14 protein-coding genes are annotated in these 21298 nt (G+C 73.1%); 10 read left to right on the forward strand and 4 right to left on the reverse strand.

Features of this window, described 5'->3' with window-relative positions:
* Nucleotides 1-25: 25 nt before the first annotated feature.
* Together E8M80_RS22530 and E8M80_RS22535 are read right to left on the reverse strand one after the other, a co-directional pair.
* Nucleotides 26-1831 carry a thiamine pyrophosphate-binding protein gene (locus E8M80_RS22530; RefSeq protein ID WP_137127986.1) on the reverse strand — a complete coding sequence of 602 codons (1806 nt, stop codon included), beginning with the start codon at nt 1829-1831 and terminating at the stop codon, nt 26-28.
* Between the two features lie 25 nt (nt 1832-1856).
* Nucleotides 1857-2663 (reverse strand): IclR family transcriptional regulator, encoded by an 807-nt coding sequence (locus E8M80_RS22535; RefSeq protein ID WP_137127987.1) that lies wholly within the window; start codon nt 2661-2663, stop codon nt 1857-1859.
* Nucleotides 2664-2798: 135 nt separating this feature from the next.
* Between E8M80_RS22535 and E8M80_RS22540 the strand changes: the two genes are divergently transcribed.
* Nucleotides 2799-3770 carry a tripartite tricarboxylate transporter substrate binding protein gene (locus E8M80_RS22540; RefSeq protein WP_137127988.1) on the forward strand — a complete coding sequence of 324 codons (972 nt, stop codon included), beginning with the start codon at nt 2799-2801 and terminating at the stop codon, nt 3768-3770.
* Between the two features lie 223 nt (nt 3771-3993).
* A complete protein-coding gene (locus tag E8M80_RS22545; RefSeq protein ID WP_137127989.1) occupies nt 3994-5178 on the forward strand; it encodes an MFS transporter in 1185 nt (394 codons plus the stop codon).
* 452 nt (nt 5179-5630) lie between these two features.
* On the opposite strand, the gene E8M80_RS22550 is transcribed toward E8M80_RS22545, so the two are convergent.
* Nucleotides 5631-6671: a hypothetical protein gene (locus E8M80_RS22550; protein WP_137127990.1), complete on the reverse strand. Its 1041-nt coding sequence runs from the start codon at nt 6669-6671 to the stop codon at nt 5631-5633.
* Between the two features lie 22 nt (nt 6672-6693).
* A complete protein-coding gene (locus E8M80_RS22555; protein WP_137127991.1) occupies nt 6694-8490 on the reverse strand; it encodes an adenylate/guanylate cyclase domain-containing protein in 1797 nt (598 codons plus the stop codon).
* 105 nt (nt 8491-8595) lie between these two features.
* On the opposite strand from E8M80_RS22555, the gene E8M80_RS22560 reads away from it, so the two are divergent.
* The 8 genes from E8M80_RS22560 to E8M80_RS26745 all read left to right on the forward strand — a co-directional run bounded on the left by E8M80_RS22560 (nt 8596) and on the right by E8M80_RS26745 (nt 21263).
* Nucleotides 8596-10047: a S8/S53 family peptidase gene (locus tag E8M80_RS22560; protein ID WP_137127992.1), complete on the forward strand. Its 1452-nt coding sequence runs from the start codon at nt 8596-8598 to the stop codon at nt 10045-10047.
* Between the two features lie 85 nt (nt 10048-10132).
* Nucleotides 10133-10897 (forward strand): Crp/Fnr family transcriptional regulator, encoded by a 765-nt coding sequence (locus E8M80_RS22565; protein ID WP_137127993.1) that lies wholly within the window; start codon nt 10133-10135, stop codon nt 10895-10897.
* A 53-nt stretch (nt 10898-10950) separates the two neighbouring features.
* A complete protein-coding gene (locus E8M80_RS22570; RefSeq protein ID WP_137127994.1) occupies nt 10951-11907 on the forward strand; it encodes a D-2-hydroxyacid dehydrogenase in 957 nt (318 codons plus the stop codon).
* Nucleotides 11907-12677, forward strand: a complete 771-nt coding sequence (locus E8M80_RS22575) for an SDR family NAD(P)-dependent oxidoreductase (RefSeq protein ID WP_137127995.1) — start codon at nt 11907-11909, stop codon at nt 12675-12677. Before E8M80_RS22570 ends, E8M80_RS22575 begins: the two co-directional genes overlap by 1 nt.
* Nucleotides 12678-12703: 26 nt before the next feature.
* The gene (locus E8M80_RS22580; RefSeq protein WP_137127996.1) at nt 12704-13168 is read left to right on the forward strand and encodes a DUF411 domain-containing protein; all 465 of its coding nucleotides are present in this window, start codon (nt 12704-12706) and stop codon (nt 13166-13168) included.
* A 78-nt stretch (nt 13169-13246) separates the two neighbouring features.
* Nucleotides 13247-15391: a peptidase domain-containing ABC transporter gene (locus tag E8M80_RS22585; RefSeq protein WP_137127997.1), complete on the forward strand. Its 2145-nt coding sequence runs from the start codon at nt 13247-13249 to the stop codon at nt 15389-15391.
* The gene (locus E8M80_RS22590; protein WP_170979578.1) at nt 15388-16752 is read left to right on the forward strand and encodes an HlyD family type I secretion periplasmic adaptor subunit; all 1365 of its coding nucleotides are present in this window, start codon (nt 15388-15390) and stop codon (nt 16750-16752) included. The genes E8M80_RS22585 and E8M80_RS22590 overlap by 4 nt, the downstream gene beginning before the upstream one ends.
* Nucleotides 16753-16913: 161 nt before the next feature.
* Complete coding sequence (locus E8M80_RS26745; RefSeq protein WP_137127999.1) at nt 16914-21263, forward strand: heme utilization protein; 4350 nt, start codon at nt 16914-16916, stop codon at nt 21261-21263.
* Nucleotides 21264-21298: the final 35 nt, after the last annotated feature.

Raw genomic sequence — 21298 nt, forward strand, 5'->3', positions numbered from 1 at the left:
GAGGTTCTCCTCCCCCGCGCCTTCGTCAGATGCTGAGCCCCCGCGCCTGCAACGCCTTCAGGAAGTTCGGCTCCGGGTTGGGCAGCGGCGGCAGGTCCCAGGACCCCGTGCCGATCGGGCGGATGTCGCGGTCTACCGGCACCTCGACCAGGTAGGGGCGGTTCGCGCGGATCGCGGTCTGGATCGCGTCCTCGACCTCCCCCGCATGGGTCACGCGATGGGACGCCACGCCGTAGGACTTCGCCATCATCGCGAAATCGGGGCTGTAGAGTTCCCCGCTGCGCTGGACCTCGAAGGCGGTGGCGAGTTCGCGGCCGCCGAACATGCCGTGCTGGATGTCGCGGATCGAGCAGAAGCCGTTGTTGTTCCAGACCACCCAGACCACCGGGATGTCGTATTCGACCGCGGTGGCGAGCGCATGCGGCGTCATGAGGAAGGACCCGTCGCCGACCACCGCGACGCAGGGCCGGTCCGGCGCCGCGAGCTTCGCGCCCAGGATGCCCGAGGTCGCGAAGCCCATCGCCGCGAAGCCCCAGGAATGGATCAGGTGGCGCGGGCGGAGCGTGTCCATCAGCTGGATGATCCAGTTGTGGTGCACGCCGACATCCGATGCGACGACCGCATCCTCGGGGATGGCGCGCGACAGGGCGCGCATCAGGCGTTCGGGGCGGAGCGGCATCTGGTCGGATTGCGCGAGCCCATCCTGGTATTCGCGCCAGACCTGGCGGCCCTTCTCCAGCCGAGCGATCCAGGGGGCGATGCTGCGGCCCGGGTTCAGCCGCGGCCGCGCCGCGCCGGTCAGGAATTCGAGGCTCGCCCGCGCATCGCCGAGGATGCCGTATTCCGCCGGATAGTTCCGCCCGATCTCGGACGGGTCGATGTCGATCTGGATGAGGCGGGATGGCGGGATCGAGAGCGTGTAGCCATCCAGCCAGGCGCTGGTCGCCCGGTCGTCGAAGGAGAAGCCGATGGCGAGGATGACGTCGGCGTTGCGCGTCGCATCGTTCGCCGCATAGGCCCCGTTGCGCCCCGTGGCGCCGAAGGCCAGCGGATGCCGGTCCGGGATGGCGCCCTTGCCGTTCGGGCTGGTGACGACGGGAATACCCGTCAGCTCCGCGAAGGCGACAAGTGCGTCGCAGGCGCCGCCGATGATCACGCCCTGCCCCGCGATGATGACCGGCTGCCGCGCGCCCAGCAGCAGGTCCAGCGCCTCGGTCAGCGCCTGGGGGTTGCCGGGCGCGGCGTTGCTGATCCGGCTCTGTGCGCCATGGGCGGTGACGCTCGTTTCCTCGACGAAGACGTTGAGCGGCACGTCGAGGTTGACCGGGCCCGGCCGGCCTGAGGTCAGCAGATCCCAGGCCTGCGTGACGGCCAGCGGCACCATGTCGGCGCGCGTCGGCTGGAACGACCGCTTCACGTAGGGCCGCACGACCGATGGGAAGTCGCCCTGGAAGTGCCGCCCGGTTTCCTGGAAGGGGCCGCGGTTGAACTGACCGGTCGGGACATTGCCCGTGATGGCGAGGAAAGCGCTGCTGTCCATCATCGCCGCCGCCAGCGCGACCACCAGGTTGGCCGAGCCCGGCCCGCAGGAGGTGAAGGTCGCCACCGGCTCCCCGCGCACCTTGTAGTAGGCGTCGGCCATGTGTCCGGCGGTCTGCTCGTGGTGGGTGGAGACGGTGCGGATGCGGTTCTGCGCCTTGAAGGCGGCATCCATGAAGCCGGTGATGCCGTGGCCGCAGAGGCCGAACAGGTAGGGCACCTTCTGCTTCACGAGGTGGTCCACGATGATGTCCGCGCCGTTCATCAGCGCGGCCTTCGATCCGCCGTCCATGTCCGTATCCTCCGGGGTGTCGTGGTCAGGCCGCCGCCGCCGAGGGGCTGCCGAGCATGCGGGAGATGCGCGCCGCCGCCGCCTTCACGGCCGGCAGCAGCGCCGCCGCGCGGGCCGCGTCCATGCGCGCCGCGGGTGCCGAGATCGCCACCGCCGCGGTCGGCCGCCCGACGGCGTCCGTGATCGGCGCGGCGAGGCAGCGGAGCCCCACCTCGATCTCCTCCGCGTCCTCGGCGTAGCCGTCCAGGCGCACGCGGTGCAGCGCGCCGCGCAGCGCGCGCGCGTCGGTGATGGTGCTCGCCGTGTAGCGCGCCAGGCCGTGGCGCCCGACGATCGCGTCCACCTCCGCATCCGGCAGGTGCGCCAGCAGCACCTTGCCGAGCGCGCTCGCATGCGCCGGGCTGCGCTTGCCCACCGTCGAATGCATCCGCACCGCGTGCGTGCCCTCGACGATCTGCACGGTGACGACCACGCCCTCGTGCAGGATGCCGACATGCACGGTCTCCCCGCTGCTCGCGGCCAGGTCCTGCAGCGGCGGCAGCGCCTGCCAGCGCAGGTGCTCGTGCCGCATGGCCGAACTGCCGAGCGCATGCAGCCGCATCCCCAGCGCATAGCGGCCCGTGGCCACGTCCTTCGCGAGGTAGCCGAACTGCTCGAGCGTGTGCAGCACGCGAAAGACCGTCGCCTTGCTCTGGCCGAGGTGCTGCGCGAGGTCGGACAGCGTCCAGGCGTCGCGCTCAGCGAAGCAGTCCAGCACCTCGAGCCCCCGATGCAGCGAGGCGAGGAGGTAAGGGTCGCGGCCCCCGCGGGGGGGCGTCTCGGACTCGGTCATGTGGCTTCCTGCCGGGGCCGTACCGCCCCACGAAACATCATCTGTGTTTCCTACACTTGACGGCAAATTCCGAAAAGGGTTTCGCTATGCGGAATACGCGGGGCGCCTGACCCCGCCCTCGGGAGGAGATCGGACGTGAAACGGATTCTCGCCGCCGCCGCGGCGCTGCTGCTCGCCTGCGGCCTGCCCGCCCGCGCGCAGGACTTCCCCGCCCGCAACATCAGCATGATCGTCGTCTTCGCCCCGGGCGGCGCGACCGACGTGCTGGCGCGCATCGTCGCCGAGCACATGACGCGCACCCTCGGACGCAGCGTGCTGGTCGAGAACGTCTCGGGCGCCGGCGGCACCATCGGCGGCGCGCGCGGCGCGCAAGCCGCGCCGGACGGCTACACGCTGACGGTCGGCAGCCTCGGCAGCCATTCGGCGGCGCCCTCGATCTACCGCGCCATCGCCTACGACCCGCGGGAATTGCAGCCGATCGGGCTGATCGCCGGCACGCCGCTGTTCTTCGTGGTGCGCAACGGCCACCCGGCGCAGACGATGCAGGATTTCCTGGCCTATGCCCGCGCCAATCCCGGCCGCGTCACGAACGGGAACGCCGGCATCGGGTCGACCAACCACCTGGCCTGCGCGCTGTTCCAGCACCTGACCGGCGTGCAGCTCAACAACATCCCCTATCGCGGCGAGGGGCCGGCGCTGAACGACGTGGTGGCGCAGACGGTGGACAGCGCCTGCCTGCTGGCGCCGGCCGCCGTGCCGCAGATCGCGGCCGGCACCATGCGCGGCCTGCTGACCGGCGCCGCGGCGCGCAACCCGAACGCGCAAGGCGTGCCCTCGGCGCCCGAGGCGGGCGTGCCCGACTACATCTTCCAGGGCTGGAACGCGATCTTCGCGCCGCGCGGCACGCCGGCGCCGGTGGTGGCGCGGCTCGACCAGGCGCTGCGCGCCGCGATCAACGACGCCACGGTCCGCCAGCGGATCGAGGCGCTGGGCTCCATCCCCGCCGCGCCCGAGGCGCAGGGGCCCGAGGCGCTGTCCCGCCTGGTGCGGGCCGAGGTGGATCGCTGGGCGACCGTGGTGCGCGCCGCCGGCATCCAGCCGCAATAGGGACGCCCCCTCGCGGGGCTGGCAAGGAAGATCGGGGGGAGAAGGGAACTTCTCCCCCCGGACCCCCCACAACCTTCCTTGTCTCTTGGCGCCCGGCCTTCGGAGGTGAGCGTCAGGTGCCAAAGAAGGGAGGGGGGCTCGGGGGAGGTTCCCCTCCCCCGACCTTCCCGGGCACCGGCCCGGCGCCTTGCGGCCGCCCTCGCTGCGGCGCAGCATCCGGCCGATGACAGCCGCCGACGACGACGCTTCCAGCCGCGCCCGCATGCGGCGCGTGCTGGCCATGTACGGCCCGGCGGTCTTCGCGGGCGCGCTGGCGACCCGCGCCACCGACCCCGTGGTAGCCGAGATCGCGGCCGATTTCGGCACCACGGCTGCGCAGGCCGCGCTGCTCGGCACCGCCTACACCCTGCCCTTCGCGCTGGTGCAGCCCATCCTGGGCCCGATCGCAGATTCCGTCGGCAAGCGGCGCGTCGTGACCATCTGCATCGCGTTGCTGGCCGTGCTGCTGCTGGGCGCGGCGCTCGCCGCCTCGCTCGGCTGGCTGATGGCCTTCCGCGCGCTGTCGGGCGCCGCGGCGGGGGGCATGATGCCGCTGACGCTCGCCATCATGGGCGATGCCGTGCCGCTCAAGGACCGCCAGGTGGCGCTGTCGCGCATCCTGGTCTTCGGCATCTCGGGGCAGATCGCGGGCGGCGCCATGGCCGGGCCGGTCGCGGCGCTGGCGGGCTGGCGCGGCGTGCTCGTGCTCTGCGCCGTCTCGGCCGCGGCGGGGCTGTTGGCGCTGCTGCTGGCCGCGCGCGGCGCCCCGGCCGAGCCCGTCACGCGCTACGACCCCGTCATCGCCGCCAAGCGCTACCGGACCATCCTGCAGAACCCGTCCGCCATCCCGCTCTATGCCACCGTCGCGGTTGAGGGCGCGCTCGTCTTCGGGTCCTTCCCCTTCCTCGCGACACTGATGATGGACCGCGGCATCGGCGGCACGGCGGAGGCCGGCTACGCGATCGGCGCCTTCGGGGCCGGCGGCCTGCTCTACGCCGCGGTGGCGCGGCCGCTGCTGGGGCGCTTCGGGCAGGCGGGGGTGGTGCGCATCGGCGGCGGCCTCGGCGCCGCGGCGCTGGCGGGCTTCGCCGTCGCCGGCGCCCTCTGGGTGGCGGCGCTGGCCGGCGTCCTGCTCGGCATGGCGTTCTACATGATCCACAACGCCATCCAGACGCGGGCGACCGAACTCTCCCAGGCGTTCCGCGGCAGCGCCATCTCGCTGCACGCCTTCTCCTTCTTCGCGGGGCAGTCGCTCGGGCCGATCGCCTTCGGGCTCGGCGCGGCGACGGTCGGGCTCGGGCCGTCGCTCGGCCTCGCGGCCGTGCTGCTGGCGGCGCTCGCCTGGCTGCTCGCACGACGCCCGGCGTGAGGTTTGGAACAGAAGGTGATTCCGGCGCCCGGATCGCGAAATCCGTCCTGCGTCGAATCAATCACTTGGCCCGAGTCGCGCGAACGAATCGCTGACATCCGGGGCCCGAGTCGCAGAACCCCACGAAATCAAGGGTTTGTGGTGCGGGTGGGTGGGTCGCCACAAGGGCGTTCGCGCTCCGGTCCATCGCCGCGCCCGAGTCGCAGCGTGGGCGACCGGGAGGGGCCTTGCCCCTCCCGGGCCCTCCCCACCAAAGGCCGAAAGGCCTTTGGAAACCGATACCCGCCATCGGGCGCCAAGGGCGGGCCGCGCGCCGAAGCGCCCAGGCGGCATCAAGCGCGAGGCGGCACGCCCGCCACGTTCAGGGCCCGGTCACTGCGGTCCAGGGGCCCGCAGGCCCCTGGCGGGGTGGCTTGGAGGGGGAGAGCCTCTCCAACCCCAGCCACCCGGGCTCAACCCCACTCCGCCCGCGCCCGCGCCAGCGCGCCCTCCATCAGGGGGCAGGCGAGCAGCAGCGGCAGGGCCTGCACGGCCAGCCGCAGCCCGGCCTCGCTGTCGCTCGCGTAGTGCACGCCGATCACCTCCCGGTTGCGCGCCACGCGCTGCGCGATGCGCCAGAGCGGCGTCAGCCGCATGCGCTCGGCCGTCGCCGGGTCTGCGTCCAGGCGCGTCGTGATGCTGCCCTGCACGCGGTCGAGGTCGGCCTGCGTCACCGGCATGCGCGCGCCGCCCTTGCCCTCGCCCCAGGCGATGCCGGGCAGGATCTCCGCCAGCACCATCGCGATGAGATAGGCTTCGGTCGCGTGGCCGCTCGGGTAGGCGGGGTGACCGGGCGGATCGACCGGCGGCATGAGCGAAGGCGCCAGCGCGGAGGGCCGCGCACGCATGTGCCGCGCCTTGTGGTGCAGCGCGACAAGTTGCGCGCAGCGCACTGCCGCCTGGCAGGCGCGCCAGGTCCAGGGGTGCGAGCCCGGCTTGAAGGTCAGGATGCCCGAGAAGTAGCTCAGGATGTCGCCGCGCTGGCGCAGCGCCTCGCCCATCACGCCGGCGCGGAACTCCGCGACCTCGTTCAGCTCCCGCAGCTCGGCCTCGATGTCCTCCCGCGTGGTCGGCGGGCCGGGAATGGCGGTCGCGGCCCAGCTGCCGCCGCCGAGCGCGGCGAATTCGCCGAGCGTGGCCACCGCGAAATGCTCGAAGGTCCAGTCATCCGGGCGGAATCCGGGCGGCGCGGACGCGCGGGTCCAACCGCGCAGCGCGGCAAGGTCCTGCGGCGGCCAGCGGTCGGCGCGGAACCAGTCCTCGCCCTCGAGCCGCCGCAGCGCGGGCGACAGGCCGAGGGGCCGGGGGCCTCCCGCGCCGGGGCTGCGGCCGCCGCTGCCCGCGGAATCGGCGCTGTCGGCGGAATCGGCGCTGTCGGCTGAGTCCGCGCTGTCTGCGCTGTCCGCGGAATCGGCGCTGTCCGCGGAGTCAGAAGGTCCGATGCCGCCACTCATGTCGCACTCCGTCGAGTCTCGTTCAGTCCGGCAGTCCCGCCGCACGCAGGTCCGCCAGGTAGCGTGCCCGGATCGCCGGGTCGCGGAAAGGCAGGCGCGTGCTCGCGTATTCCGCCAGCGTGAAGCTGGGCTCGAATTCCAGCAGTGTCCGTGCGCTGGCGCACGCGTCGTCGGTGCGCCCGGCCGCGGCCAGCGCGGCGATCATGATCCTGAGGTTCGACGTGAACCGCGGGGTCTCGCCCGCGGACAGGCGGCACCACCGCACGGCCTCGGCCACGTTGCCGTGCGCGTAGTGCGCGATGCCGATGAGATTGTAGTAGGAAAACAGGTTCTGGTCGAAGGGCGAGAGCCGTAGCCCGTGTTCCGCATGGCGGATCGCCTCCTCCGTCCGCCCGACATAGGACAGCGTGGCCGAGGAGAGCAGCCAGGCCAGCGCCGTGTTCGGCCCGGCGGACAGGGCGCGTTCGAAGTACACGAGCGCGGTGTCGTAGTCGTGGAACAGGAAGGACCGGATGTGCCCGCAGGTCGCGAGCGCGATCGCGTTCTGCCGGTCGAGCTCGATGGCGCGGGCGGCGAGGTCCGCGGCGCGCTCCATGTCGGCCCGTGGCGCCGCCGACCAGCCCTGGCCCACGTTGATGCTGTGCCAGCGGGCCGCCCAGGCCGCGGGCAGCGCGAAGCCGGGGTCGTGCGCCATGGCGCGGCCGAACATCTCCCGCGCCTCGGCGAAGCGTTCGCGGTCGAGGTTGTGGATCAGGCCCATGCCGCGCAGCGTCAGGTCGTAGGCGGTGAAGCTCTCGGGCCGCTTGCGCATCGCCCGCTGGAGTTCCGCCGCGCGCACATGCGGCGCCACGCCGGCCACGATGCGCGTGACGATGTGGTCGTGCAGGGCGAACAACTCGCCGCCGCGCGTCTCGGCGCGCTCTCCCCAGATCGTCGATCCGGTCTGCCCGTCCGCCAGCTCGATCTGCACCCGCGCGTCGCGCCCCGCCCGCCGCAGGCTGCCCGTGACGACGTAGCGCACGCCGAGCGCGCGGCTGACGTCGCGCGGATCGGCGTCGCGCCCGCTCCAGGCGAGCGTGGAACTGCGCGAGACCACCATCAGTTCCCGCAGGTTCGCCAGCGACGCGACGATGTCCTCCACCACGCCGTCGGCGAAGTAGTCGTCCTGCGGGTCGCCGCCGAGGTTGCGCAGCGGCAGCACCGCGATGGAGGGGAGCGGCGAGACGTCGGGCGGGCTCGGCAGCCGCGTCGGCGGCCGTTCGGGGTCGAGCGCGAAGGCGCGTTCGGCGACGGGCAGGTGACGGAGCGTCAGCAGGCCGAGGTCGCGCACGGCGCGCGGCAGCACAGCGCCCGCCGCCCGGTGCATCGCCTCCGAGAGCACGAGGCCGCCGGCCGGGGCGTGCTCCTGCAGCCGGGCCGCGAGGTTCACGTCGCTGCCGTAGATGTCGTCCTCGGTCGCCGCCACCTCGCCCATGTGCACCGCGATGCGGAGCGCGAGGCTCGGCGCCTCGGGCTCGGCGGCCTCGGCCGCCGCCATGCCGTCCTGCAGGTCGAGCGCCCAGGCGAGCGCGGCCTCGGGCGCGCCGAATTCCGCCAGCACGCCGTCGCCGGTCGACTTCACGATGCGGCCCGCGTGCCGCGCCGCGAGCGGGCGCAGAAGCCCGTCCAGCAGCGCCATCCAGCGACGGTGCGTGCGCGCCTCGTCCGTCGCCATCAGGATCGTGTATCCGACCACGTCCGCGAAGGCGAAGGCGGCAAAGCGCCGCGAACCCAGGGACGCGGTGGGATGGGCGGCTCGCGCGTCTGTCTGGGCCGACATCGTCGGGCGGATCTGCTCGTGTCCCGGGGCTTAGGATGACGAAGATTTCACGAATTGCCGCGGCAGTGCAAGAATATGTGCCGCGACGGAACGGAGGCCCAGCGGATGGTGGCAGTCTCGGGAGGCCCCGCGGCGGCGCGGGCGGTCAGGCGCAGTTTCCTCTTTCGCGACGCCGCCTGGCTGCGGGCGGAGGAGGCGGAGTTGCGCGCGGCCTACGCGGCGCGCGACCTCGATGGGCTGTCCCGCCTGATCACCGGCCGGATCGGCCTGCCCGAGCGCGACCCCGCCACGGGCGAGGCGCCGCTCCGCGTCACGCACCTGCCGCTCGCCGACTGGGACATCGCCCTGCCCGCCGACCCTGCCGCGGAACAGGCGGTGCGCGACGGGCGCCGGCCGAGCTCCGACGCCGCCCTCGCCATCCGCTTCGCGCGCCCGGCGTTCGAGGCCGCCTTCCGCGCCGCGGTCGAGCCGATCTTCGGCTGCTGCGCGCCGCATACGGGCGACGTCGCGATCGGCAGCGCGTTGCACTGGGTGCCCGGCCGCGGGGAGGGCAACGGCTTCGGCGCGCTGGCCGACGCGCATCGGCTGATCCGCGCCGGCGCGCTCGCCGCGCGGGGCCTGGACGGGGCGGGCGTCAATGTCGTGATCGTCGACCAGGGCATCGCCGCCGCGCGCCTGCCGGCGGGCACGCGCTTCATGGGCGGCTGGACCCGCCGGGGCGGCCCCGTGCCCGGTGCGGCGGCGCCGTACAACCACCACGGCACCATGGTCGCGCGCAACGTGCTGGCGCTCGCGCCCAGGGCCGCGATCTGGGACTGCCCGCTGATCCCGGCGCGCATCCTCGGCAACGTGCAGGCCTTCATGTCGGACGCGCACGGCGCGGTCGAGCGCATGAAGGAGGACATCGCCCTGCTTCGAGCGCACGATCCCGCCACTTATGGCGGCCGCTGGGTCTTCGTGAACGCCTGGAGCATCTATGACCGCCGCGGGGAAGCCGAGCCCGGCGACTGCACCTGCAGCGCGGAGCACCAGGCGCTCCGCGCGGTGCAGGAGGCCGCGCAGCTTGCGGACATCATCTTCTGCGCGGGCAATTGCGGCCAGTTCGGCCCGGATGGCCGCTGCGCCGACAACGTGATCGGGCCCGGCGCCAGCATCCTCGGCGCGAATTCGCTGCCCGAGGTGCTGACCGTCGGCGCCGTGCGCGCCGACGGGGTCTGGGCGGGATATTCCTCGCAGGGCCCGGGCCAGTTCGACTGCGGCTGCGAGGGTGCGCGGGAGAAGCCGGACCTCGCGGCGCCAAGCAACTTCGCCATGGGCGGCCTCGCGGGCGGGCATGCGGGCGGCACCTCGGCCGCGTCCGCCATTGCGGCCGGCGTGGTCGCGGCGCTGCGCACGCGCGGCACGGCGGGGGAGGCGCTGGCGCCCGCCGCGCTGTTCGACCTGCTGCGCCGTAGCACCCGCCAGGGGGGGACGTCGGGCTGGAACGGACGCACCGGCCACGGCGTGATCGACGCCGCCGCTGCGATTGCGTTGCTGCAGGCGGAGGCCGGCCCGTGATGCGCGTCACTCGCGCGGGCCGTGCGAAAGCGGCAGCCTCCCCGTCCGTCGGGCCGCCACGACGGCGCCGGCGTGGAGGTCTTCCATGCGTGCGATCCAGGATCCCTCGCTTCCGCACCTCGTCTGGCTGCGGCCGGCCATGACCGATCCGCAGCGCCCGTCCGTCCTGACGGACCTCGCCTTCTTCCGCGGCGCGGACCCGGCGATCCTCGCCAGGGTCGCGGCCGTGGCGCGCTGGCGCACGGTCGAGCCCGGCCAGGTGGTGGTGGACGAGGACGAGCCCTCGACCGACATCTTCTTCGTCGCCGCCGGTTCGGTGCGGGTGCAGCTGCGCGCCGCCTCGGGGCGCGAGGTGCTGCTGAACGAGTTCGGGCCGGGCGAGTTCTTCGGCGAACTCTCCGCCATCGACGGCGCGCCGCGCGCGGCGAATGTCAGCGCGATCGCGCGATCGCGGCTCTGCATCATCCCGGCGCAGGCCTTCCTCGACTTCGTCTTCGCGACGCCCACGGCCTGCCACGCGCTGCTGCGCGGGCTCTCGGCCAAGCTCCGCCTGCAGACGGAACGCACGCTGGAACGGGAGGCGCTGCCGGTGCGGCTGCGGCTTTTCGCGGAACTGCTGCGCCTGTCGCGGCCGCGCAGCGGCGTGCCGGGGGAACGCGTCGTCTCGCCGCCGCCGCCGCATCATGAATTCGCCGCCCGGATCGGGGCGCGGCGGGAAGTGGTGTCGCGCGAATTGTCGGACATGACGCGCGAAGGCTGGCTAGCGCGCGACCGGCGCGCCATCCGCATCCTGCGCGTGGCCGAGATGCAGGCGCTGGTGGCGGCCGAGCTGCGCGCGCCCGCCGCCTGACCTGGACGCGCGCCCCCGCCTGCCGCAGCATCCGCGGCCGGACGGAGGGTGCGATGACGAAGCCGCTGCTGCTGCTGTGGACCGACGGGGCCGCGCCCTACGCCCGCGCGATCGCCGAGGCGGGGCTGTCCGGCCACCTGCGTGTCGAGACCATCCCGCGCGCCGCGACGCCCGACCCCGCGCTGCTGGCCGAGGCCGAGGCCCTGCTGTCCTGGGGCCCGCCCGCCGGGATGCTCGCTGAGATGCCGCGGCTGCGCTTCGTGCAGGCGCTGACCGCCGGCGTCGAGCACTGGCTGGCGCGGCCCGACCTGCGGGAAGGCATTGCGCTGTCCTGCGCGCGCGGGACGCACCGGGTGCAGATGCCGGAGAACATCCTCGGCGCGCTGTTCCACATCGTGAAGCCCTATGCCGCCATCGCGGGCGACAACGCGGCCGGGCGCTGGACACGGCGGGTTTCGGAAACGCTGGCGGGGAAGACGCTCGGCATCCTCGGCCTGGGCGCGATCGGGGCGGAACTCGCGCGCAAGGCCGCGGCGCTCGAGATGCGGGTGATCGGCACGAAGCGCGGCGTGGCCGAGGTGCCGCACGCGGCGAAGGTCCTGCCACCCGAACGCACGGAGGAGGTGCTGGCCGAGAGCGACTTCGTCGTTCTCCTGCTACCTGCGACGCCCGAGACCACGAACCTGATGGACGCGGCGCGGCTCGCGCGCATGAAGCCCTCCGCCTGGCTGCTGAATTTCGGCCGCGGCGCGCTGGTCCACGACGAGGACCTGGTGGCCGCGGTCCGCGCCGGCACCATCGCGGGTGCGATCCTCGATGTCTTCCGCACCGAGCCGCTGCCGGCCGAACACCCCTTCTGGGCGGAGGAACGGATCATGGTGCTGCCGCACATCGGCGGGCTGCATCCGCAGCGCGACGAGGTGGTCGCCGCCCTGCTGGCCGGGAACATGCGCCGCTTCCTCGACGGCGCGCCGGTCGCGCACTTGGTGGACCGGAAGGCCGGCTACTGATGGCCTATGCGCCCTTCGACCTCGGCGGGAAGGTCGCGCTCGTCACCGGGGGCAATTCCGGAATCGGCCTCGGCATGGCGGAGGCGCTGGCGGCGGCCGGCGCGGACGTCGCGATCTGGGGCACGAACGCGGCGAAGAACGCCGAGGCCGTCGCGACGCTGGCGAAGGCCGGCGTGCGGGTGCATGCCGAGGCCTGCGACGTCGGCGACGAGGCGGCGGTGGAGCGCGCCTTCGCGGGCACCCTGGCCGCGCTCGGGCGCGTCGACGCCTGCTTCGCCAATGCCGGCACCTACGGGCACAAGACGAAGTTCACGGAGCTGGACAGCGCCGAATGGCACCGCGTGACGCGGGTGAACCTGGACGGCGCGTTCTTCACGCTGCGCACGGCGGCGCGGCACATGGTCGAGCGCGGCGGCGGCGGCACGCTGGTCGGCACGGCGTCGCTCGCCGCGATCGAGGGCGCGGCGCGCAACACGCACTACGCCGCGACCAAGGGCGCGATGGTGGCGATCATCCGCGCGCTGGCGGTGGAACTCGCCCGGCACGGCATCCGCGCCAACGCCATCCTGCCTGGCTGGATCGAGACGGCGATGACGGCGCGGAGCGTCGCCGACGAACGCTTCGCGGCGCACGTGCTGCCGCGCATCCCGGCGCGGCGCTGGGGCGGGGGTGCCGATTTCGGAGGCCTCGCCATATATCTGGCGAGCGATGCGTCGTCCTACCATTCGGGCGATTGCCTCGTGGTGGACGGCGCATACTCGCTGTTCTGAAGACTGCCCGGGAGGAGGAACCCACGATGTCCACCCGCCGCCTGATCCTGGCCACGGCCCTCGGTACGCTCGCCGCGCCCGCGCTCGCGCAGCAGCGCATCCCGGTCGAGGTCTGGCGCGACCCGTCCTGCGGCTGCTGCGCCGGCTGGGTCGCGCATCTGCGGGCCGAAGGCTTTGCCGTGACCGACAGCGTGGTGCGCGCCGTCGGTCCCTATCGGGAGGTGCTCGGCACGCCGCCGGACCTGCTCTCCTGCCACGCGGCGCGGGTCGCGGGCCTTGGGCTCGAAGGGCATGTGCCCGCCTTCGCCATCCGCCGGTTGCTTGCGGAGCGACCGGCGGGGGTCGCGGGCCTCTCGGTGCCCGGCATGCCGATCGGCACGCCGGGCATGGAGGTGCCGGGCCGCGAGCCGGAGGTCTACGAGGTCGTGGCCTGGCGGCGTGACGGCACGCATGCGCCCTGGCTGCGCATGCGCGGCGCCCTGCCTGTCTGACCGGGCCGGCGGCGCGCTTAACGGGCGCGCAAGACTGCCCGGCTAGGGTCGCGCCGGACCCCGGCCGGACTGAGGATATTGGCGCCAGACCTCACAGCGCTCCGCTGCCTCTTCCTCGTTGCCACGCACCACGGGCTGCAGGTGGCGCCCGAGGACCTGCCCGCGGCGCAGGGTTCCGACCTGCTGCCCGCCATGCTGGCCGCGATGGGCCGGCTCGGCCTCAAGGCGCAGGCCGTGGCGGGCTGCGGGTGGGACAAGGCCGAACGCCTCGGCACGGCCTATCCGGCGCTGGCGGTGCGGCGCGACGGGTCCTGGGTCATCCTGGTGCATGTCATGCCGGGGCCGGACGGGGAACCGGCCGCGGCGGTGCTCGACCCGGCGGAGGAGGCGGCGGGGGTGCGGCTGGTGCCGCGCGCGCGCTTCCTGGCGGAATGGTCGGGCACGCTGGTGCTCTGCCGCCGGCGTACGCCGGGCGGCGCGGACCGCCCCTTCGGCTTCGGCTGGTTCCTGCCCGAGCTCGCGCGCCATCGCCGCTTCTTCGCCGGCGTCGCGGTCGCGGCGGTGCTGTCGAACCTGATCGCCTTCGCCATCCCACTGCTGTTCCAGGTGCTGATCGACAAGGTCGTCGCGCACCACGCCTGGCAGACGCTGACGGTGGTGGTGGTGGTCTTCGTCGTGCTGGCGCTGTTCGACGGCTTCTTCCTCTATGCGCGGCAGCGGCTGATGCTGCTGGCGTCCAACAAGGTGGATGCCCGGCTCGGCCAGCGGACCTTCGCGCACCTGCTCTCCCTGCCGCTGTCCTTCTTCGAGACCCATGCCGCGGGCGTGCTGGTGCGGCACATGCAACAGACGGAAAAGCTCCGGCACTTCCTGACGGGCCGGCTGTTCCAGGTGCTGCTGGATGCGGCGCTGCTGCCGGTGCTGCTGTTGCTGCTGGCGTTGTTCTCCGGCGTGCTGACGCTGGTGGTGCTGGGCTTCTCGGCGGCGATCGCGGCGGTGATCGGCGCCATGGTGCCGGCCTTCCGGGCGCGGCTCAACGCGCTCTATGCCGCCGAGGGCGCGCGCCAGGCGCACCTGGTCGAGACGCTGCACAACATGCGCGCGGTCAAGTCCCTGGTGCTGGAGCCGGTGCGCAGCCGCGCCTGGGACGGCCAGGTGGCGCAGGCCGTGCGGGCGCATGCGGAGGTCGGGCGGATCGCGGCGGCCGGCGCCGTCGCGACCTCGGTGCTGGAACGGCTGATGCAGATCGCGGTGCTCGGCCTGGGCGCCACGCTGGTCTTCGACGGCGCGCTGACGGTGGGCGCGCTGGTCGCCTTCACCATGCTGTCGGGGCGCGTGACCGGGCCGCTCGTGCAGATCGTGGCGCTGATCACCGAGTATCAGGAGGCGGCGCTGTCGATGCGCATGCTCGGCACCGTGATGAACGCGCAGCCCGAGGCGCGCGCCGGCGCCCGGCTGGCGCGCCCGCCCGTGACCGGCGCACTGCGCTTCGACGGCGTGACGTTCGCCTATCCCGGCGCCGCGGTGCCGGCGCTCGACCGTGTCTCCTTCACCGTCGAGGAAGGCCAGGTGATCGGAGTGGTGGGCCGGTCAGGCTCCGGCAAGACGACCGTGACGCGCCTCATCCAGGGCATCCATGCGCCGCAGGACGGCCGGATCCGCTTCGGGGCCGCCGACATCCGCACCATCGAGCTCGACCACCTGCGCCGCCACATCGGCGTGGTGCTGCAGGAGAACCTGCTGTTCCGCGGCACGCTGCGCGAGAACATCGCCGCCACGCGCCCCGACGCGCCACTGGCTGAGGTTCTGGAGGCGGCGCGCCTGGCCGGCGCCACCGAGTTCATCGAGCGCCTGCCCCGTGCCTTCGACACCATGGTCGAGGAAAGCGGTACGAATCTCTCCGGCGGGCAGCGCCAGCGCATCGCGATCGCGCGCGCGCTGCTGACACGACCGCCGCTGCTGATCCTGGACGAGGCGACCAGCGCGCTGGACCCGGACAGCGAGGCGATCATCCAGGCCAACCTGGCCGACATCGCGCGCGGGCGGACCATGATCGTGGTGTCGCACCGCCTGTCATCGCTGGTGACGGCGGATTCCATCCTGGTGCTGGAACAGGGGCGCGTCGCGGATTTCGCGCCGCATGCGGCGCTGCTCGGCCGCTGCGAGGTGTACCGTCATCTGTGGCACCAGCAGACGCAGCACATGCGATGCGCGGCCGAATGATGCGCACGCGCCGGCGCGCCCCGCCGCCGGCCCGCATCGCGGCCGAAGCCGTCGGCTTCCAGGACCCGCTGGAGGCCGTGGTCGCCGAGGCGCCGCCGCCGCTACTGCGCGGCCTGCACTGGATGGTCGCCGCGCTGTTCGCCGCCCTGCTGCTGGCCGCCGCGCTCACGCGCGTGGACGTGGTGGTGGCCGGCAGCGGCCGGCTCGCACCCGATGCGCCGCCGATCGTGCTGCAGCCGATGGAGCGCGCCGTGCTGCGCGAGGTCCGCGTGCGCCCGGGGGAGGTCGTGCGCCGCGGCCAGGTGCTGGCCGTTCTCGACCCGTCCTTCGCCGAGGCCGACCGCGCGGCGCTGGCCGGGCAGCGCCGCGCGCTCGCCGCGCAGATGGCGCGGCTCGAGGCTGAGCTCGCCGGCGCGGCGCCGCCCGACGCATCCGACCCCGACGGCGCGCTGCAGGCCAGGTTGCAGGCGCAGCGTCATGCCTTCCTGGATGCCCGCCTCGCCGCGCTGGAGGAGGAGATGCGCGGCCAGGAGGCCGCCATCGGCACGCTCGAGGAGACCGACGCCTCGCTGGCGGAGCAGGTGACGATCGCGCGCGACGTCGAGGCGCTGCGCGCCCGCCTGCTCGAAGGCCAGATCGGATCCCGCCTGCAGTTCCTCGAGGCGCGGGCGCGCCGGCTCGCGGCCGAGCAGCAGCGCGAGCAGGACCGCGGCCGCCTGCGCGAACTGCGCCATGCGCTGGCGCAGAAGCGGGCCGAGCGACAGGGCTTCCTCGACAACTGGCAGCGCCAGGCGATGGAAGACCTCGCGCGCGTGCGGGGCGAGTTCGCGCGGGTGGAGGAGGCGCTGTCCAAGGCAACGCGGCTCGCCGAGCTGACAGTCATCGCGGCGCCGGCGGACGGCACGGTGCTCGAGGTCGCGCAGCGATCCGCCGGGTCCGTTCTGCGGGAGGCGGAGCCGGTCGTCACCATGGTGCCGGCCGGCGCGCCGCTGATCGCCGAGGTGCTGCTGCGCTCGGCCGATATCGGCCATGCAAGGCCCGGGGACCGCGTGGTGGTGAAGGTGGACGCCTTCCCGTTCCAGCGGCACGGCGCGCTGGAAGGGCGGCTGCGCGCCGTCGCGCAGGACAGCCGGTCGCTCCGGCCCGGGGCGGAGGAGGGCGAGGCGCCGGGCGCCGGCGGCGCGATGCATCGCGCCCAGGTCACGCTGGACCCGGCCGCGCTGCGCGGCCTGCCGGAGGGCGCCGCACCGACGCCGGGCATGACCGTGACCGCCGAGATCCATGTCGGGGCGCGCAGCGTGCTCTCGACCTTCCTGCTGCCGCTGCTGCGCGGCGCGGCGGAAAGCCTGCGGGAGCCATGATCGAGAATCGCGGCCGGCCTTAACCCGCGGTCAAGTGCCTTCGCGCATCCTGCAGATCGACGGCGAGCCGACAGGAGGTCGGTACAGCGTCGCGGCCAGCCCTTCGCGTTGGAGGGCGGGCCTGCGGCGCGCATGGCCAGGACCCCGGCTCGGAGCGAATCATGAGTCTGCTCTCTTCCCTGAACACGACGCAGATCCAGGGCCTGACCACCACCACCATCGCCAGCCTCACGACCACCGAGATCCGCAGCCTCGCCGCCACCCAGATCGAGGCGCTGACCACCACGCAGGTCGGCGTGCTGCGCACGACCCAGATCGCGGCGCTGACCACGCAGCAGGTCGCGGCGCTCGAGACCACCGACCTCGTCGCGCTCTCGACCACCCAGATGCGCGGCCTGCTGCCGACCCAGATCGCGGCGCTGACCACCACGCAGGTCGCGGGGCTGACCACCACACAGGTCGCCTCCCTGACGCAGACCCAGATCACAGGCCTGCAGAGCTCGGACGTCGCCGCGCTGACGACCACGCAGGTGGGCGCGCTCGCCTCGACGCAGATCGCGGCACTCAACACGACCCAGCTCCGTGCGCTCGAGACGACCGACCTCGCGGAGCTGACAACCACCCAGATCCGCGCCCTCGGCGCCGCGCAGCTCGCCGCCCTGTCCACGACGCAGATCGAGGTGCTGACCACGACACAGGTCGCGAACCTCGCCGCCACCCAGGTCGCGGGGCTGACGTCCACCCAGGTCGCGGCGCTGAGCACGACGCAGGTGGCCGCGCTGACCTCGACCCAGGTCGGTGCGCTCGGCACCGCACAGCTGCGCGGCCTCGACACTACCGATATCGCAGCACTGACCACGACCCAGGTCGCGGGCCTGCGCTCCGGCCAGATCAGCGGGCTCACGGCGGCGCAGGTCGCGGCGCTGGAGACCACCGACCTTGCGACCCTGACCACCACGCAGCTCGCGGGCCTGACCACCTCGCAGGTCGCCGCGCTCTCCACCACCCAGGTCGAGGCGCTGACCACGACGCAGATCGCCGGCCTCTCGACCCGCCAGGTCGCGGCGCTGCAGATCTCGGACATCGCGGCGCTGACGACCACGCAGGTCGGCGCCCTCACGAGCGGCCAGGTCGCCGCACTGACCACCACGCAGCTGCGTGCGATCGAGACGACGGACCTCGCAGAACTGACGACGACGCAGATCCGCGGGCTCCGCGCCACGCAGATCACGGCGCTGACGACGACGCAGGTCGCAGCGCTGACCACGACGCAGGTGGAAGGGCTCGCCGCCACGCAGGTCTCCGGCCTGACCTCCTCCCAGGTCGCGGCGCTGACCACGACCCAGGTCGGTGCGTTGACCTCGATCCAGATCGGCGTCTTCGCGACGTCGCAGCTGGCCGGCCTCGACACGACGGACATCGCGGCGCTGACCACGACCCAGGTCGCCGGCCTCCGCCTGACCCAGATGACCGGGCTTTCCACCGCGCAGGTCGCGGCGCTGGAGACCACCGACCTCGTCACGCTCACCACCACGCAGGTGCGAGGCCTGCTGCCGACCCAGATCGCGGCGCTGAACACGACGCAGGTCGCGGAGCTGACCACCACCCAGGTCGCCTCCCTGACGCAGACCCAGGTTGCCGGGCTGCAGAGCTCCGACGTCGCGGCGCTGACGACCACGCAGGTGGGCGCGCTCGCCTCGACGCAGGTCGCGGCGCTCAACACGACCCAGGTCCGCGCGCTCGAGACCACCGATCTCGTGGAGCTGACCACAACGCAGCTCCGTGGCCTGTTGGCGAGCCAGATCGCCGCGCTGTCCACCACGCAGGTCGAGGCGCTGACCACCACGCAGGTGGCTGCGCTCGCGACCAACCAGGTCGCGGGGCTGACGTCTACCCAGGTCGCGGCGCTGACCTCGACCCAGGTCGGTGCGTTGACCTCGACGCAGGTCGGTGCGCTCGGCACCGCGCAGTTGCGCGGCCTCGACACGACGGACATCGCCGCGCTGACCACGACCCAGGTCGCGGGCCTTCGGTCCGGCCAGATCACGGGCCTTTCCACCGCCCAGATTGCTGCGCTCGAGACCACCGACCTCGCGACGCTGACCACGACCCAGATGGTAGGCCTGACCACCTCGCAGATCGCCGCGCTGTCCACCACGCAGGTCGAGGCGCTGACCACCACGCAGATCGCCGGTCTCGCCACCCGTCAGGTCGTGGCGTTGCAGACCTCGGACATTGCCGCGCTGACGACCACGCAGGTGGGCGCGCTCGCCTCGACGCAGGTTGCGGCGCTGACGACCACGCAGCTCCTCGCGCTCGAGACAACCGATCTCGCGGGGCTGACCACGACGCAGCTGCGCGGCCTTGGTGCGTCCCAGATCGGCGCGCTATCGACCACCCAGGTTGGGGCGCTGACCACCACCCAGGTCGACAGCCTGACAACCACGCAGGTCGCCGGCCTGACGTCGACGCAGGTCGCTGCCTTGACCACGACGCAGCTGGCCGCGTTGAGCTCCACCCAGATCGGCGGGTTCGCGACGTCGCAGCTGGCCGGCCTCGACACGACGGACATCGCGGCGCTGACCACGACCCAGGTCGCCGGCCTCCGCCTGACCCAGATGACCGGGCTTTCCACCGCGCAGGTCGCGGCGCTGGAGACCACCGACCTCGTCACGCTCACCACCACGCAGGTGCGAGGCCTGCTGCCGACCCAGATCGCGGCGCTGAGCACGACCCAGGTCGCGGAACTCACCACCGCCCAGGTCGCCTCCCTGACGCAGACCCAGATCACGGGCCTGCAGAGCTCCGACATCGCCGCGCTGACCACGACGCAGATCGGCGCGATCGGCACGACCGCACTCCGCGGACTGCTGACCTCCCAGATCGCCGCGCTGACCACCACTCAGGTCGAGGCGCTGAGCACGACGCAGGTCGCGGCGCTGACCGTGGCGCAGGTCACCTCGCTCGAGACGGCCGACATCGCCGCGCTCTCGACCACCCAGGTCGTGGCGCTTGGCACCACGCAGCTGGCGGCGCTGCGCACCTCCCAGATCGGTGCGCTCGAGACCTCCGACCTCGTCGCGCTCAGCACGACGCAGGTCCGCGCGCTTGCGGTCAGCCAGATCGGCGCGCTGACCACCACCCAGATCGAGACACTGACGACGACGCAGATCGGCGCGCTGGCCACGAACCAGGTCGCAGGCCTGTCCTCCACCCAGGTCGAGGCCCTGACCACGACGCAGCTCGGCGAATTCGCGGCCACCCAGGTCGCGGCGCTGACCACGGCGCAGCTGCGCGGACTCGACACCACGGACATCGCGGGGCTGACCACCACCCAGGCGGCCGCGCTGGCGAGCACGCAGCTCGGGTCGCTGACGACGACGCAGCTCACGGCTCTCGAGACCACCGACCTGGCGGTCCTGACCACGACCCAGCTGCGCGGTCTCGGCACCACGCAAATGGGCGCGTTGACCACGACGCAGGTGGGCACGCTCAGCACGACCCAGCTCGGCGCCTTCGCTCCGACGCAGGTCGCCGCGTTGACCACGACACAGGTGGGTGCGCTCAGCACGACGCAGGTCACCGGCCTTGGGAACACGCAGTTCGACGGACTGACCTCGACCCAGGTCGCCGCCCTCGACACGACGCAGATCGGGGCGCTCAGCACGACGCAGGTCGCGCGGCTCACGGCAGCGCAGGTCGCGGGGCTCGAAACGACCGACCTCGCCGCGCTCGACACCACGCAGGTGCTCGCGCTGAGCCGCACCAGCATCGCCGCGCTCAGCACGGCACAGGTGCGGGCGCTGGAGACGACCGACCTCGGGGTCCTCACGACGACGCAGATCGGCGCCCTCGGTACGACGCAGATCGGCGCCCTCGATACCATGCAGTTGGGCGCGCTGACGACGACACAGTTGGCGGCGCTGACCTCCTCTCAGGTCACGGGGCTGACCACGACGCAGATCGACGCGCTGTCGACGACGCAGCTGGGCGGGCTCGGCACGACGCAGGTGCGGGGACTCACCACGGCGCAGCTCGCCGCGCTCAACACGACCCAGGTCGGGGTCCTGACGACGACCCAGATCAGTGCGCTCACGGCGGGCCAGATCCCGGGGCTCGAGACGACCGATGTCGCACTGCTCGACACCACACAGGTCGGCGCGCTGACATCGACGCAGATAGCGGGGCTGACCTCGGCGCAGGTGGCGGCGCTGAGCACCACCGCGATCGGGGCGCTTGCCACGACGCAGCAGATCGGGCTCGGCACCGGGCAGGTCGGGGCGCTGACGACGACGCAGATGGAGGCGCTGAGCACCACCTCGATCGCAGCGCTGACCACGACGCAGATGGCCGGCCTGACCACGACCCAGGTCGCGGCGCTGACCACGACGCAGGTCGGCGCGCTCGAGACCACGGACATCGCGGCGCTGACCGACACGCAGGTGGCGGGCTTCACCTCCACGCAGATCAACGTGATGACGAACGACCAGGTGAACGCGCTGTTCGCCTGACGGCAGCGGGCAACCGCGGACGACAAAGGGACGGA

Origin of the sequence: Roseomonas sp. HF4 (genome assembly GCF_005222755.1) — a bacterium.
Lineage (GTDB): Bacteria > Pseudomonadota > Alphaproteobacteria > Acetobacterales > Acetobacteraceae > Neoroseomonas.